Origin of the sequence: Erwinia sp. INIA01, assembly GCF_025947915.1 — a bacterium.
Lineage (GTDB): Bacteria > Pseudomonadota > Gammaproteobacteria > Enterobacterales > Enterobacteriaceae > Erwinia > Erwinia coffeiphila.
Map to the genome: position 1 here is coordinate 16,806 of NZ_JAPDNC010000016.1, position 13,556 is coordinate 30,361.

14 protein-coding genes and 1 tRNA gene are annotated in these 13,556 nt (G+C 51.1%); 3 read left to right on the forward strand and 12 right to left on the reverse strand.

Annotated elements, in window-relative coordinates; translation table 11 throughout:
- The first annotated feature begins 91 nt into the window (after window positions 1–91).
- Window positions 92–988 carry a LysR substrate-binding domain-containing protein gene (locus OMR58_RS22625; protein WP_264547021.1) on the forward strand — a complete coding sequence of 299 codons (897 nt, stop codon included), beginning with the start codon at window positions 92–94 and terminating at the stop codon, window positions 986–988.
- 16 nt (window positions 989–1,004) lie between these two features.
- Here OMR58_RS22625 and OMR58_RS22630 read toward each other — a convergent pair whose 3' ends face one another.
- From OMR58_RS22630 to OMR58_RS22665, 8 genes are all read right to left on the reverse strand, one after another.
- Complete coding sequence (locus OMR58_RS22630; protein ID WP_264547022.1) at window positions 1,005–1,970, reverse strand: AraC family transcriptional regulator; 966 nt, start codon at window positions 1,968–1,970, stop codon at window positions 1,005–1,007.
- 182 nt (window positions 1,971–2,152) lie between these two features.
- Window positions 2,153–3,040, reverse strand: coding sequence for an alpha/beta fold hydrolase (locus OMR58_RS22635; RefSeq protein ID WP_200544233.1), 888 nt, complete (start codon window positions 3,038–3,040; stop codon window positions 2,153–2,155).
- Window positions 3,041–3,089: 49 nt separating this feature from the next.
- Window positions 3,090–3,932 (reverse strand): transporter substrate-binding domain-containing protein, encoded by an 843-nt coding sequence (locus tag OMR58_RS22640; protein ID WP_264547054.1) that lies wholly within the window; start codon window positions 3,930–3,932, stop codon window positions 3,090–3,092.
- Window positions 3,922–4,674: an amino acid ABC transporter permease gene (locus tag OMR58_RS22645; protein ID WP_200559753.1), complete on the reverse strand. Its 753-nt coding sequence runs from the start codon at window positions 4,672–4,674 to the stop codon at window positions 3,922–3,924. The genes OMR58_RS22640 and OMR58_RS22645 overlap by 11 nt, the downstream gene beginning before the upstream one ends.
- A gap of 8 nt (window positions 4,675–4,682) precedes the next feature.
- The gene (locus OMR58_RS22650) at window positions 4,683–5,381 is read right to left on the reverse strand and encodes an ABC transporter permease subunit (RefSeq protein WP_264547023.1); all 699 of its coding nucleotides are present in this window, start codon (window positions 5,379–5,381) and stop codon (window positions 4,683–4,685) included.
- Between the two features lie 11 nt (window positions 5,382–5,392).
- Window positions 5,393–6,133: an amino acid ABC transporter ATP-binding protein gene (locus OMR58_RS22655; RefSeq protein ID WP_264547024.1), complete on the reverse strand. Its 741-nt coding sequence runs from the start codon at window positions 6,131–6,133 to the stop codon at window positions 5,393–5,395.
- Between the two features lie 275 nt (window positions 6,134–6,408).
- Complete coding sequence (gene panB / locus OMR58_RS22660) at window positions 6,409–7,209, reverse strand: 3-methyl-2-oxobutanoate hydroxymethyltransferase (protein WP_264547025.1); 801 nt, start codon at window positions 7,207–7,209, stop codon at window positions 6,409–6,411.
- A gap of 10 nt (window positions 7,210–7,219) precedes the next feature.
- Window positions 7,220–7,846 (reverse strand): LysE family translocator, encoded by a 627-nt coding sequence (locus tag OMR58_RS22665; protein WP_264547026.1) that lies wholly within the window; start codon window positions 7,844–7,846, stop codon window positions 7,220–7,222.
- 233 nt (window positions 7,847–8,079) lie between these two features.
- Here OMR58_RS22665 and OMR58_RS22670 point away from each other — a divergent pair, with 233 nt between their 5' ends.
- Window positions 8,080–8,532: an Lrp/AsnC family transcriptional regulator gene (locus tag OMR58_RS22670; protein WP_105591638.1), complete on the forward strand. Its 453-nt coding sequence runs from the start codon at window positions 8,080–8,082 to the stop codon at window positions 8,530–8,532.
- A 170-nt stretch (window positions 8,533–8,702) separates the two neighbouring features.
- Window positions 8,703–9,905 (forward strand): ROK family protein, encoded by a 1,203-nt coding sequence (locus OMR58_RS22675; protein WP_264547027.1) that lies wholly within the window; start codon window positions 8,703–8,705, stop codon window positions 9,903–9,905.
- 72 nt (window positions 9,906–9,977) lie between these two features.
- Here OMR58_RS22675 and OMR58_RS22680 read toward each other — a convergent pair whose 3' ends face one another.
- The 4 genes from OMR58_RS22680 to mtfA form a co-directional block, all read right to left on the reverse strand.
- Complete coding sequence (locus tag OMR58_RS22680; protein ID WP_264547028.1) at window positions 9,978–11,219, reverse strand: nucleoside permease; 1,242 nt, start codon at window positions 11,217–11,219, stop codon at window positions 9,978–9,980.
- 138 nt (window positions 11,220–11,357) lie between these two features.
- Window positions 11,358–12,176 carry a purine-nucleoside phosphorylase gene (locus OMR58_RS22685; protein WP_105591598.1) on the reverse strand — a complete coding sequence of 273 codons (819 nt, stop codon included), beginning with the start codon at window positions 12,174–12,176 and terminating at the stop codon, window positions 11,358–11,360.
- A gap of 307 nt (window positions 12,177–12,483) precedes the next feature.
- Window positions 12,484–12,559 (reverse strand) — tRNA-Asn (locus OMR58_RS22690).
- A 100-nt stretch (window positions 12,560–12,659) separates the two neighbouring features.
- Complete coding sequence (gene mtfA / locus OMR58_RS22695; protein ID WP_105591599.1) at window positions 12,660–13,454, reverse strand: DgsA anti-repressor MtfA; 795 nt, start codon at window positions 13,452–13,454, stop codon at window positions 12,660–12,662.
- Window positions 13,455–13,556: the final 102 nt, after the last annotated feature.

A 13,556-nucleotide genomic window follows, 5' to 3' on the forward strand; every position in this document is an offset into this window, starting at 1 on the left:
CATCTTTTTCTGCGACAGATAACAGATTAATTCCTGTGTTATGGCACAATCAAAGTCATATTATTCAGCCATAAATGAGTTTTTTTCAGCTATGAAGTCACGCCGACTGCCACCGCTTACCGCCATCCGCGCTTTTGATGCCGTTGCCCGCCACGCCAGCTTTAAACTGGCGGCAGAGGAAATTGGCGTTACGCCAACCGCTATCAGCCATCAAATCCGCGTACTGGAGGAGTCGCTCGGCCAACGGCTGTTTATTCGCTCGGCGCGATCGGTCGCCCTGACTCCCGCCGGAGAGATCCTGTTTCGTGCCTCGGGCAACATCTTTGCTACGCTGCGCGAAGCCGTTGACACCCTTAGCGGGGCAGACCGATCGGCTGCGATGACGCTGAGCACCACCTCGAACTTTTTAACCAACTGGCTGGTGCCCCGCCTGCCGCAGCTGAACGCCGAGCTGCCGGAGCTGGAACTTCGTCTGCATAGCGGAACCGAGCTGGTAGATGTACGCGGTGATAAAGCCGACTGTGCGATTCGCTATAGTATGCGCCCGGACGATACGCTGGATAACACGCTGCTGTATGAGGATCGTTTTGTGCTGATAGCCAGCCCGACGCTGGGTATTAAACAGCCGAAAGACCTGATCGGGCAGACGCTGTTTCACATTGAAAATCGACTGATACCCACCCACGAACCCAGCTGGCAGCACTGGAAGGACGCTTTTGGCCCCGATGAGCTGTTAGTGAAGTCCGGTCTTCATTTTGATGATGAGATGCATGCGATTCAGGCCGCGATCGCCGGACAGGGCGTGTTGCTGGCCAGTGAACTGCTGGTGCAGCACGCTTTGGCGCAGAAGCTGCTGCATATTGCACTGCCGGGCAGCCTGCCGGGCGGGAAATACTACTTTGTCACCAGCCCAGACAAGGCCGGGCGCGACAATATCACGGCATTTAAACGCTGGTTGCAGCAGGCGTTTAGGGATGCTGAGCGGTAGATGAAGGTGTTTTAGCCTATGCTGACTGATTGAAATTATCTCGCCACACCGTGGGTGGGACTTTATATTTATCGCGAAAGTTTTTACTAAAAATAAATGAGCTGCTGAATCCGCAGCGCCAGGCAATCTGATCAATCCTGAGATGGATATCGTTTTCCAGCAGTTCACGCGCTTTAATCAGGCGTGTTTCTTTAATCAATGCCATCACCGTGGTTCTTTGTTCTTTAAACGCGCGGTCCAGACTGGAACGGGAATAGCGCAATCTCAGCGATATATGGTCGGGGGATAACGCCGGATTGGAATAATTCTGCGCGATATACGATCGGGCGGCATTATAAACGTGCGAAAGACTCCCGGTAGAAATCAGTCCGCTTTCCTTAGCGACATCCGCCAGCATCAGTAAGGCCATGTCGTGCAGGCCATCAAGGATCAGCGAGGTCGATTTCGCATTCAGCGAGGCGGAATGGCTGTGCAGCAGCATCATATGCGATTTCATAAACGCCATCAGGTGATGGTTTTCCATAGAAAGCATCGGGCCGGGCAGTTTACCGTCAAAAATCTCCTTTACGGCTTCAATATCCGGGATCAGATACAGCTGCCGGACGTCATCGCTGCGGTAGGTATAGTAATCATTGCGCTCGTGTACCATCAGCGAATCGGACGTCACCTCCGTAGCGGTGGATTTCTTCCTGCCGCTGATGATTTGCGATCCTTCCAGTAAAAGCGAGAAGTACAGCGAAGACTGTGCGGTTTTATGCGGATCGAAAACGGTAATATTTCGCGAGCCATAAGCGCTGCAAAAATCGCCCTTCGTGCCGGAAATGGTTTTATGCTGCGCGATAATTTCTTCCGGGCGGCGATCGTCAACAACGTCAATGCCATAGCAGCTGATATTCTGCGATATCCGCAAATAGCGTTCATCCGGTGGAATATCCGCGGCGTCAAGTTCATGGGGAACATAGAGTTTTGTCGGTCTGGACATCTTCCTCGGGCATCCTGTTCGAATCGAAGGTATTTTTATACACCAGGAAGGGGGGGCTGGCTATTATTGAAAGTGGGTTGAAGATATGAATATCATTTTTTGTGCTGTTAATCCGAAAAATCCCATCAATTTTATCATTTATATTAATAAATTTCGGGGGGCACCCCGAAATCTAATATTACTTATTTATAGTCAATAAAGTTAATAATGGCCTGGTTAAATTCTTCCGGTGCCTGAATAAAGGCGAAGTGACTGGTATTGGGCAGAATCAGCAGTCCTGCTCCGGGTATGGTGTCGGCGATATATTCCAGATGCTGGCGAACAATGGCCTCGTCCCGATCGCCGTCAACAATCAGCACCGGCGTGTGAATTTTTTGCAGTTCGCTGTCGCTCCAGTTTGGCTGCGAAGCCCACATATGGCTAATCTGCTCAACAAAGGCATCGTACTGGTCGGGTGTTTTAGACAGTCGGCGATATTCCCCACCGGCGCGTTTGATATAGTTTGCGAACACCGGGTTTTTATCGGTATCCGGCTTCACGCCGCTGGTTTTCGTGTTTGGCGCAAAAGCGAAAATCTTATTGACCCGAGTTGGATGTCGAATGGCCAGATCGATGCCGATAATGCCACCATCGCTCCAGCCAACGATGTCTGCTTTCTGAATTTTAAGTACATCCAGCAGGGCGACGACATCATCGCTCATCAGATCGTAGCTGTAGGGTCGGCTGTCCCGCGTGCTGCGCCCGTGTCCACGGCTGTCTACCACAATGACCTGATGATGCTTTGCCAGCGCCGCAACTTGCTCGCCCCAGTAATCTGAGTTTGCCAGCCCGCCGTGTAACAGTACTACCGGCGAGCCTTTGCCAGCCGTCGCGTAGTAAAGCTGGATACCGTTAATACTGGCATAGTGGGGTTTGAGCGCGGCGACCGGAGCAGGCGTATTCGGTAGCTGCTGCCAGCGCTCGCTCCAGGCGATGTGGGATGACGGCCCGGCGGCGATGGCGGCTGAGCTACCGCAAACGCCAGCTACTGAGAGCAGCCCGGCAATAAGTAACGTTTTATTCCTGCGCATAGTTTTATCTCCAGATACGATAAACGGGCTGAAGTCGCCCGCTGTCACGTTATTCCCAGTCGGTATTTACCTTAACGTCGTTGGCACCAGGCAGCGCATACACGTCTTCGTTGTACCACTTGCGTGACAGCTCAGCGAGCGTCCCGTCTTTCTTCAGTGCGGCGAGTTCGCTGTCCACCGCTTTGATAAGCTTCGGATCGGCGTTCTTTTTATACAGATAGACGTTCGGGAACAGACCGACGGAATCTGAGGCTTTAAGATTCAGGTTTAGCGCTTTATTTAACGCCAGCAGCGCGCCAATAGGATAGATTGCCGCATCGTATTCCCCGGAGGCCACCGCCTTAAAGATATCGGCAGCAGACTGCTCGCCGTTAGGCTGCAGGTTGATCTGCTGAGTGGGATGTTTTTGGTTGTAGTTATCGATCACCGTGTAGCGGGCATCTGAAGTGTGGATCGGCACCAGCTTTTTCTTGCCGTTCGCCAGATCGCTCAGGTTATGAATATCGTTCTCGTTTTCCCGTACGATTAAACGCAGATCGCTGAGGCCGGAAGGTTCAGCGGACCAGGCGTACTTTGCCGCGCGCTCTTTGGTCAGATAAAAGTGGTCCGCAGCCAGCGTATAGGCCCCGGTCGATAATCCGACAATCATCGCATCGCGCGATACCGCGTTATAGTGGAACTTATAGTCTTTCAGCCTTGCGTCCAGCACCTTTAACAGGTCACCGTCGTAGCCGGTGATGTTGTTATTGTCATCAACGAAGCTGAACGGGAAACCGTTGGCATTGACGACCACCTCAACGGTTTCGGCATTCGGGCTTTTATCCACCGCCAGTACCGGGCTGATATTCAGCGCCAGCAGTATAGCGCTCGCCAGCAGTAATTTACTTTTCAACATATTTCCCCCAAAAAGAGTAAGACGGCACCACGTTATGCGCGTGGTTCTTCCATCGACGGCTAAGAAACAGCTCCAGACTGCGCAGTGCCCTGGCGACTACCAGACAGAGCGCGATATAAATCACCAGCACCACGCAGTAGGCTTCGACATAGTGAAACCCGCGCGCGGCGGCGATATTGGCTTTCGCCATCACATCAATCACCGTGATGGTGTAAACCAGCGACGTGTCCTTAATCAGATCGATAACCACGCTGGTGTAGTTGGGCAGGGCGGAAACGGCAGCCTGCGGCAGAATAATGCGGCGAAACTGAGTAAAGCCGGTCAGGCCAACTGACCAGGCTGCTTCACGCTGGCTTTTTTCTACCGCATTCCACGCCGAGCGAAAGGTCTCGGCGAAATAGGCGCTGAATACTACCGAAAAGGCGATAACCGCCGCGCTCAGCGGAGCCAGCTTGTAGCCATACATCGGCTGTTGCGGGCTGCCAAACCACGCGCTGGCTATCCACGGCCAGACGTAAAAGACGAAATAGAGCATCACCAGCATGGGGACCGATCGACCAAATGAGATCATTATCTGGGCGAAAGAGTGCAGCACCGGTATCCGACGAATGATTACCCACGCCAGCAGGCCGCCTAAAAGCGTAGAGAACAACAGCGATAGCAGCGTAATCGCCAGTGTGATGGGCAACGCACTGAGAATAAAAAAGGTGTTATCGCGAATAAATTCAACACTAAACATCAGTGAGGTTACTCCAGTAAATAGTGATACTTTTTCTCTATCCGTGAGGTGAGATAAAAGATGATCAGGTTAAGTAACCAATAAACAAGAATAACGCTAACAAATGCTGCTACCTGTTTAGCGCCATAACTGTTCTGCGAAATTTTTTGCGCACGGCCAAATATATCGACAATGCCGATAATATTAACCAGTGAAGTCATTTTAACCAGGTTGATTAATAAATTACCGAAATTGGGAATGGCAATAATTAAGCCCTGTGGAAAAATGACTCGCGCTATGCCGATCGAATAGGGAATATTCAGGCTTTTCAGCGCTTCTTTCTGCCCGATATCCACCGCTTCCCACGCGGAGCGCATCATTTCGGCAAAATACGGGCTGATGCCCACCGAGAGCGCCAGAATCGCAAAGGTCGTATCGCTAATTAACGCGGCAGGGAGCGCCAGTGAAGAAAGTAGCAGCTTGCCGCCAAAGAAAAACAGCAGGATCAGCAGCGCCAGCGGCGCACCGCGCAGCACGTCGGTCACGGTTTTCACCATTATCCGCAACGCTGTGGAACGACTGTAGCCTGACACGGTGAGGGTCAGGGCAAGACCCAGTCCCAGCAGCAGAGAGGCCAGCGTAATACCCAGCGTGACCGTCAGGTTTTCCAGCAGTTTAGGAACAATCAGCGTCAGGTCGGCAAACGTCATAAGCGTAGGTGCGGTCATTGATCGACTCCTCAGGCGTGATAACGCAGGCGAGCGAGGAAAGACTGCGTCCGCTGATGGCGGGCCGCACCAAAAATATGCTCCGGCGGGCCCTGCTCAACGATTTCTCCCTGGTCCATAAATACCACACGTGATGCCACCTGACGGGCAAACTCCATCTCATGGGTGACGATAATCATGGTTTGCCCGCGTGCCGCAATGTCCTGAATCAGCGACAGGATCTCGCCAACTTTTTCCGGGTCCAGCGCGGAGGTCGGTTCGTCCAGCAGCAGCACGGCGGGCCGGATTGCCAGCGCGCGCGCAATGCCGATGCGCTGTTTCTGCCCGCCGGAAAGGCTGTTAGGGTAGCTGTCTTTTTTGTGCAGCAGGCCTACCAGCTTCAACAACCGTTCAGCGGTGGCGATGGCTTCATGGCGCGGACGCTTTTGCGCGTAGATCAGACCTTCGGTGATATTCTGCAGGGCGGTAAGATTATGAAAAAGATTCCATGACTGGAATACCATTGCGGTTTTAGCACGCAGCTTCTCAATGTCTTTCTTCGCGGCATGCTCACAGTCTACGGTAATATTATCAATGGTAATATTACCCGCGTCGGCAGGTTCAAGAAAATTGAGTGTGCGTAGCAGAGTGGTTTTCCCCGAACCGCTTGGGCCAATAATACAAATTATCTCTCCGGCCTTAATAGAAAGTGATACCCCTTTTAATATCCGTTCTCCGGAAAAGCTTTTCGTTATTTTTTCTATGGCTATCATGTTTTTTTTCGCAGTAACCCATCCCGTGAATCAGGAATTAAGAGTGATATTTGTATTTTAAATATTGGCTTGAAAAGTGTTGGCGCTATTTAAAATTAATGGAGAGACGTTATCAGCAAGCCTCGCGGCAATCAATACGCGGGCTTGAGCTAATAAATCACAACATCATCATAAAAATTAATATAGTCAGGGTGAGAGGTGAGAGGTGAGAGGTGAGAGGTGAGAGGTGGTGGTTGCCTTAACCGGGTCAGCCCGCTAAGGACCGACCCGGGGTGTTATTCTGCGTAGCTGTGTTCCGCTGCGGGGAAGGAGCCATCCTTAACTGAAGAGACATAGCAAGCAATGGCCGCCTGAATCGTACCGCCATCCGCCATAAAGTTGCGCACGAACTTCGGCACGCGGCCGCCAAGGCTCAGTCCCAGCATATCGTGAAGAACCAGCACCTGGCCGTCGGTATCCGGTCCGGCACCAATGCCGATAACCGGTATATTGACCGCCAGAGCAATGGCCCTGCCAAGTGCGGCCGGCACGGCTTCAACCAGAATCATTGCTGCACCGGCTTTTTCCAGAGTCAGGGCGGTTTCAACCAGTGCGGCAGCCTGGTCCTGCCCGCGACCCTGAACTTTGAAGCCGCCCAGGACATTGACGGATTGCGGCGTCAGGCCGATATGGGCACATACCGGTACGCCATTTCTTGTCAGTTGGGTAATGGTTTCCGCCAGCCACTCACCCCCTTCCAGCTTCACCATCTGCGCACCCGCCTGCATCAACCTGCCACAATTGCTGAGGGCGCGTTCGACGGTGGCGCAGGTCATAAAGGAGAGGTCGGCGATGATAAAGCTGCCGCTGTTGCCGCGCTTCACGCTGGCAGTGTGGTAAATCATGTCATCTATTGTGACCGGGAGCGTGCTGTCGTGCCCCTGGAGGATCATCCCCAGCGTATCACCAATCAGCAGCATATCCACACCGGCCTGAGCGGACGTGTGGGCGAAAGTGGCATCGTAGCAGGTCAGCATCGCGATTTTTTCGCCGCGCTGCTTCATGGATCTCAGTTGGGTAAGCGTGATATCAGGCATAAATAGAGTCTTAATAAGTTATGCGAATAAGCTGTTCGGTAATCAAAATGAGCGCGATAACGATCATCAGTACGCCGGAGGTGCGGCTGACCAGCCGGGCGGCGTTGGGACGCGTCTGCAGTATGGCCCTGGAGCCGTAACCCACCAGCAGGTAAACCACGGAACAGCTGACAATATGCAGCAGGCCGAGTGCGGCCATCTGCACGGGTAAGGGCCACGATCCCTGCGGGTCGGTGAACTGCGGCAGCAGGGCGAGGAACAACAGAAACACCTTTGGGTTCAGGCCGCTGACGCACAACCCCCTCAGCGCCCACTGCCATCCGGAACTGTGTTCTGCATCTGCCGCCACCGCAGGCACAGAGGGATTTCGCAGCATACCCATCCCCAGCCACAGAAGGTAACCCGCTCCCGCCACGGTAAGAACGGCCATTGCCGAATGCATACTGGCGATAAGTGCGCCTGTGCCGATGGCCACAACGATCGTGGCGAGTAAATGCCCCGACAGCAGCCCGGCAATAGCAGGAACGATGGCCCGGCCACGTAAACCGGCGGAAATAGCGTAGGCCCAGTCTGCGCCCGGCGTGATGATAAACAGTACGGACACGGCCCAGAAGGCGATGAAGAGATGCAGGGACATTTTTTATCTCTCTGATTTAACAAGGTGGGTGTTTATGTTTATGTTTTTACAGCGAATTAAGCGATGAGTATGAGCTGTGGGCACCACGCTATTTTGCTTATGGCCTGAAAAGGGTTCATACAGCGTTGTTCTCGTCTGATGATGAAATCGGGAAGAAAAGATTATCCTTTCAGCGTTGAAATGTGCTTCCATACCTGTGGTTACTTTCGGCCTTATTGGGTAAATTTTTCCAAATGGACAGAATAGACAGGAAGATTCTTGCTGAGCTGCAATCAGACGGCCGGTTGTCATTAACCGATCTGGCCGACCGCGTAGGATTAAGCCTTTCCCCCTGCCATCGGCGGGTTCGTGCGCTGGAAGAATCCGGGGTCATAAGCGGCTACCGCGCCCACATTCAACCGGAACGGCTGGGGCTGACCTTTTTTGCCATCGTGTTCGTGACGCTAAAAGAGGGCGATCGCCAGGCCGTTGCGGCGTTTGAGTCTGCGGTACAGCAGGTCAAGAATGTGACGCTGGCACAGCGACTGTTCGGCGATCCGGATTACATCCTGCATGTGATTACTGAGGATTTGGAAGCCTTCCAGCGGCTCTATGATGAGCAGTTAAGCGGAATGCCCGGAGTGCGAAGACTGACTTCAACGCTGGTGATGAAGACGGTGGTAAAAGATGGGCCAATGCCGGTGTAGGCTAAAAATATAACGATGTTGAATAGAGGTCTGGTGTGAAAATCAACCTCTTTTACCCTATGGAATATATTATTATGGTACGGATCATGGTTACGCAGGCGCTGTGTCGTGCGTTGAGATAAAAACTGATATTTTGCATTTAATATCGGTGAATCATCATAGGTGGCGACGTGTTACTCAATCTACTGCATGAATTTCGTGAGTCTAAAAATTCAAAAACGCGCAAGCTTAAAACGCTGTACAGATTGATACTGAATCACGGGCCAATAAGGGCAGAGACATTATCGTCACTGGCCCATATCCAGTCGGCAACCTGTGCAAGATTACTGGATGAATTAAGCAAAAGCGGCCTGATTTCGACCGCCGAACTTGGCGAGTCTACGGGCGGCCGTAAACCCATTCTTTATCAGATTAATTCAGCGGATGGCTATGTTATTGGCATCGAGATTAGTGATATTTACTCCACCGTGCTATTACTTAATCTGAAGCTTGATATTTTAGGTATGGTGAAAGTTCAGAATAAACGTGTTGAACCTATAGATCGGATGATTGATGGTTTACTGATTAAAGTTGATGCGCTTTTGTCGGAACATAATTTGACGACGAAGGATATTTTAGGCATCGGAATTGCGCTGGACCACATTCTTGAGCGCGATAAAACTCCACCCGATCGCTATGAATCTGAAATTTCAGAAATTCAGAATGTTATCGCAAGCAGAGTCGGCTGCCTGGTGACTATCGGTAGCGGAATAAATTTTGCGGCTTTAGCGGAATATCGGTTACGGTATAAATCACAAAGTCAGCGATTTTTATTTACTACCTGCGATACTGAAATCCGCAGCTGCACTATTATCGACAGCGTACTTTCTCGCCTGCCCATCAGCACCGCCCAGTCTTTTGGGCACACGACAATAGATATCAATGGGCTTCATTGTGAATGTGGTTCTGAAGGTTGCCTGAAGCAGTACAGCTCATTGGCGGCAATAAAAAATCAGGTTATACAGCAGCTCCGGCTGGATAAAGAATCAGTGATTAATACGTTGGTTAAAGACGAAAGTGAAATTGATTATCATGTCATTTTTCAGGCACTGGCTATGGATGACCCTCTCTGCCAGTCTGTTTTAGCCGAAGCGGCCCGCTATTATGGTGTGGCAATTGCCAACGCGGTGCTGATATTCCAGCCCGATGTGGTTGTCTGTGGCGGGACGTTAACGCCGAAGAATAACTTTTTTGCGCTGACTAAAGAAACGATAGAAAGAAAGATATCTGCTTTTCCACATATTAAGACCCGTATATTCTCTGCCAGTGATTCTTATGAAATCGTCGCTCAGGGGGCGGGTGGGGCAGTATTAGAAAAGTATCTTGAAGAATAAAGAACGCTATCCATTGGGAGTAAACTGACAGATAACTGCGGGATGTGCAGGTATCTGTCAGAGTCTTTTCTATTAGCAGGCAGGTACTTCTTCTTTGTGATGGTAGTGGAAGGTAAAGTAAAAAATAACGGACAGAACGGCAGTATAAGCCGCGAAAACCAGCCAAATTGTCGGCCAGTCCTTCACGCCATCAATACTGAAATAGTCAACGACCCGCCCGCTCAGTATCGCGCCAAAGTAAGCGCCAACGCCATTCACCATGGTCATAAAGAGCCCCTGTGCGCTGGCTCTCATTCGGGTATCGACGGTTTTTTCGATAAAAATAGAACCTGATATGTTAAAGAAATCAAAAGCACAGCCATACACAATCATCGACAGAATTAAAAACAGTAAGCCAATCGTTGAAGGATCGCCTAAGGCGAAGAAGCCAAATCGGAGCGTCCAGGCAAGCATGCTGAGCAACATGACCGTTTTAATGCCGTAGCGTTTTAAAACAAAGGGAATCGCCAGGATAAAACAGACCTCTGCCATTTGTGAAATCGACAGCAGCAGAGAAGGGTACTGAACAATCAGGCTGTCTTGATACTCAGGATTCCGGGCGAAGTCATGCAGGAACGGGCTGCCAAACGTATTGGTAATCTGTAAAACCGCACCTAACAGCATGGAAAAAAGGAAGAACACCACCATGATGGGTTGCTTAAACAACACCAGGGCATCCAAACCTAACTTGCTTCCTAAGCCGGAGGTGATGGCTTTTTTGACCACGGGGATGTGCGGGAGCGTCAGGGAATAGATTGCGAGTAATAAAGAGCAACCGCCAGCAATGTACAGCTGATTGCTGCTTAATTCGAACTTCAACAGGCTGATCAGCCACATGGCAATGATAAAACCGACCGTGCCGTAGACGCGGACCGGGGGAAAGTTCGTTACGGAGTCGAGCTGATACTGGGACAGTGAAGAGTAGCTGATTGAGTTTGACAGAGCGATGGTCGGCATAAATGCCATCGCATTGATCATCATGACCAGGAACATCACCGTCGGGTCGGTTACCGATGCCGCGTAAAACAGCGTTCCAGCGCAAACCAGATGGCAAATCATATACAGGCGATTCGCCGGGATATATTTGTCGGCGATAATGCCTATAATCCCCGGCATCAAAATAGCAGCGATGCCTTTTGAGCTGTACACGATCCCCACTTCTGCACCGGAGAAATTTAGCGTCCTCATCATATAGGCACCCAGCGTCACCAGCCAGCATCCCCAGATAAAATACTGCATGAATAACATTATTTTTAAACGGTATCTAATGTCCATAAAAGCTCCGGCCGGGACAGTGCGCTATGTATTTTGATGGATGACTGATTAACTCAATCAACATAATGAAATGACCACAGGTGCTGTATATTTGGCGCTGTTAGCACCTGTGGATTAATTAATAAACTACCGTCAGGGTTAGAATCGTTTAATGACCTCAGTGACCAGATTCAGGAAGGTTGATTTCACTCTTTCTGCCGTTTCAATCACTTCATCATGGCTTAATGGCTGATCCAAAATACCGCATGCCATATTGGTCAGGCACGAGATACCCACCGTCTTAATCTGGGAATGATGCGCAACCAGTGCTTCTGGCACCGTTGACATTCCTACCGCATCTGCGCCAAGCGTTCTGATCATGCGGATTTCTGCCGGTGTTTCATACGTTGGGCCGGTCCACCAGGCATAAACGCCTTCACGAAGTGATACCCCTTGCTCCTGAGCGACATCCTTAATTGTCTGGCGAAGTGATTTGTTATAAACCTCGCTGACATCTAAGAATCGGGTTCCCAGTTCCGGGTTATTCGGCCCCATCAGTGGATTCGCAGCCGTTAAATTAATATGGTCGGTGATCAGCATCAGGTCGCCGGGATTAAACGCTTTATTGACCGCACCGCAGGCATTGGTAATGATTAATTTTTCAACGCCTAACGCTTTCATTACCCGCACCGGGAAGGTGACCTGTTCCAGCGAAAACCCTTCGTAATAATGGAAACGCCCCTTCATTGCCACAACGGTTTTATCGGCAATGGTGCCGATAACCATTTCATTGGCGTGCCCAACCGCTTCTGATTTTGCAAAATGCGGGATCGCGCTGTAAGGAATACGTACGGCATTTTGCAGTGTGTCTGCAAATGGACCCAGACCGGACCCCAAAATAATACCGACGGTGGGCTTGAGGTCGGTGTGTTCTTGAATAAATTTCAGGCTTTCTAAAATATCATCTGTCTGGTGCATCACGGCTCTCCGCAAGAGTTCTTAATTGAATTTACGGCGATTATATCGTCGGCAGGGGGAGGGGGAAGCGATCTTGATCTCATTTTAAGAAAAAGTGGCATCAATGGACAAACTGTGGAGGGTTGTGGCGCTGCCCATAGCAAAAACGCTACGCGCAGGCCGCGTACAGTTCACTGATGCTGAACGCCAGGAGGGGGTTCACGTTGAGTTTGTGCGCCGGTATCACAGCCGCGAACAGCATCCTGGTGCTTGTTTCGCGCATAGCAAAAAGCCCGCTTAAGTTTCCTTAAGCGGGCTTCTCTAAATATGGCTCCTCTGACTGGACTCGAACCAGTGACATACGGATTAACAGTCCGCCGTTCTACCGACTGAACTACAGAGGAATCGTTTGAACGAGGCGCATATTAGCGATCTGCCTGTTGCCTGTCAACAGCAAAAGTAGCGGTGCTATCTGAATGGCGTAGTTTGCAGCAGTCCGTTGTTTTAATGCACAATTCCATCCGGGTTTTGCTGTTCTAACGTGAGTTCCAAACGCTGATAGGGGTCCTGGCGATAAAACTGGCGCAGCCGCTCGTAAACCTGCGGGAATCTTACCAGCAGCAGTTCCGGGGCACTGAAGAAATACTCCGACAGCACGGCGAAGCATTCCGCGGGATCGCTGGCCGCATAGGCATCAATGGTCGCGGCGTTTTCTCCAACAAGGTCAACCTCTTCCTGAATCGCGTTCATCGCCGCCAGCATATCGCGCTCCCAACCGGCAACGTCACGGAGTGCCATGGCCGGAATACCGGTTGACTCGCCGCTGCCGTGTGCGTCCAGCTTGTGTGCCACCTCGTGGATCACCAGGTTATAACCGGAGCGGTCAAAAGAATCCTGAATATCCAGCCAGTTAAGGACGATCGGGCCCTGTTCCCAGCTCTGACCGGACTGCACCATGCGTTCGCGGTGAACCAGGCCAAACTCATCCTGCCATTCGTCATCAACCATAAAAGGGGTAGGGTAAACCAGCACTTCCAGAAATCCATCCAGCCAGTCGTAGCCGAGGTTGAGCACGGGAAGGCAAAACAACAGTGCCAAACGACAGCGTTTCAACTCGTCCAGTTCAAGATTCTGTAAGCCAACAAGACGTTTCTGGCGCAAAAAGCGTGCGGCGAGCGCGATCAGTGTCTGGCGTTCATCTTCATTGAGCGGAGCGAGTAGGGGGATCTCAAGCGCCTGTTGCCAGGGTAATCCACTGGTCGCTGCGTCATCATCGCTTTTCCACGGCCATTTGATCATGCTGATATTGCCCCCATGCGGTAATGAATTCCTCTTACACCATGCCGCAGCCGCACAAATGCTGCAACGGGTTAATACACATTGCATGAAATTTGAGCGGCT